Genomic DNA, 1,888 nt, shown 5'->3' with positions numbered 1-1,888 from the left:
GTTATGGTGGATTACTTAAACAAAAACATAAAATTTTAAATTTAGACGATGCTGAAAAAGGTAATTTGATTAATACAAGTGACGAAGAAAAAACGACAGACGAAGAAGAAAAAGCAAATTCAATTACTGCAATTTGGAATTTTGAAAAACAAAATTATTATTTAAAAAATGTGAAACGTTAGCTAAAAAGCTAGCGTTTTTTTATGTTTTTAGCCCCTGCGGGAACTATAGCGTTTAACCAGCATGGTTACCCACTTTTCATGCCAATTTTTAAATTTGCATGTAAATGGGCAGTGTCTTAAAAATTAGCCACTGGTTTTTAGAAAAATCATTTTGTGAAATCAAAATATATTTATTTGGCTCATATTTGCGTTTTAAGAGCTTATATAAGTTTTAGGTATAAAACTATATGATTTACCCCTAAATCTTTAAAATGCCCCCTTAAAATTCAAAATAAGAGCATTTGAATTTAAACAAAATAAAAAAGCCGACCTAAAAATTAAGTTGGCTTTTTTTAGAAATATTCTGCTAAGTTAAATCTAATTTAATCATACCACCGTTTATGCCGAGAAAACTTTTTGGTTTGAAAAATGAAATGTGATAGCTAACTTGTTAGCGAGTTGGTTGGACTTGAATTGGGATTAATCCCAAGAAAGTACCAACTCAACATCACATGGAATTGTAGGTTCAAACCAAAAAGGAAATTGGAATAAAAAACATGTACAGACGGAAAAATAGAGCATGATTCACGGAGTGATCGTCATGCTCTATTTTTGGGTTTTTAGAAACGAGTGAAACGAGTTTCTTCTTGTCTTGATACTATATAGAAATAACTGTCTTTTATGAAATGTGTTTAAAACCTTGATATATAAGGATTTTAGGTTGTTTTTATGCGTGAAAGAAAATTTGACATTAAAAAGCTCCAGTAATAAGATAAAGGTGTCGAGCCAAAATCAAATACTGGAGGTTTTTATATGCATTCTTATACTACAAGAAATATAACCGAAAATCAAGATAATGAAACATTAAAAGATTTAACGAAAACGGGTAAAGTACGTCCGTGGAAAGAAAAGAAAATTGATAATGTGAGCTATTCAGAGATACTCGACATTTTAAAAGTGAAAAAAGCTCATAACGTAAAACAATGTGGTAGCGTCTTAGAATTTAAACCAACAGAAGAGGGCTATTTAAAGCTTTATAAAACATGGTTTTGTAAATCGAAGTTGTGTCCTGTTTGTAATTGGAGGCGTGCTATGAAAAATAGTTATCAAGCTCAAAGAGTGATTGAAGAAGTAGTTAAAGAAAAGCCGACAGCTCGTTGGTTGTTTTTAACTCTTTCAACGAGAAATGCAATAGACGGTGAAACTTTAGAACAAAGTTTAAAAGACTTAACTAAATCGTTTCATAAGTTGTTTAGATATAAAAAAGTTTCTAAAAATTTAATTGGTTTTATGCGTTCAACGGAAGTTACGGTTAATCAAAATGATGGTAGTTATAACCAACATATGCACGTTTTATTATGCGTTGAAAATGCGTATTTTAGAAAAAAAGAAAATTATATAACTCAAAATGAATGGGTTGATTTATGGCAAAAAGCACTTCGAGTTAATTATCGACCGGTGGCTAATATTAAAGCGATCAAACCAAACCGAAAAGGCGATAAAGATATTCAAGCAGCAATCAAAGAAACCTCAAAATATTCGGTTAAGTCATCGGACTATTTAACCGGAGATAGTGAAAAAGATTCAGAAATTGTTAGTGATTTAGAACAAGGTTTATATCGAAAACGTATGTTAAGTTATGGTGGATTACTTAAACAAAAACATAAAATTTTAAATTTAGACGATGCTGAAAAAGGTAATTTGATTAATACAAGTGACGAAGAAAA

At 30.3% G+C, this 1,888-nt stretch carries 1 protein-coding gene and 1 pseudogene; both read left to right on the top strand.

Features of this window, described 5'->3' with window-relative positions; genetic code table 11:
* Positions 1-182 (top strand): annotated as a pseudogene (locus LQ688_RS13860) (protein rep); the annotation flags it as partial.
* A 792-nt stretch (positions 183-974) separates the two neighbouring features.
* Positions 975-1,888, top strand: a 914-nt coding sequence (locus LQ688_RS13855; RefSeq protein ID WP_239752876.1) for a protein rep, incomplete at its 3' end; no start/stop codon positions are given.

Source organism: Mammaliicoccus sp. J-M40 (assembly GCF_022386395.1).
In the GTDB taxonomy this organism is placed as follows: Bacteria; Bacillota; Bacilli; order Staphylococcales; family Staphylococcaceae; genus Mammaliicoccus; species Mammaliicoccus lentus.
The sequence above is the reverse complement of the archived record's forward strand: the minus strand, read 5'-3'. Positions and strand labels throughout refer to the sequence as shown.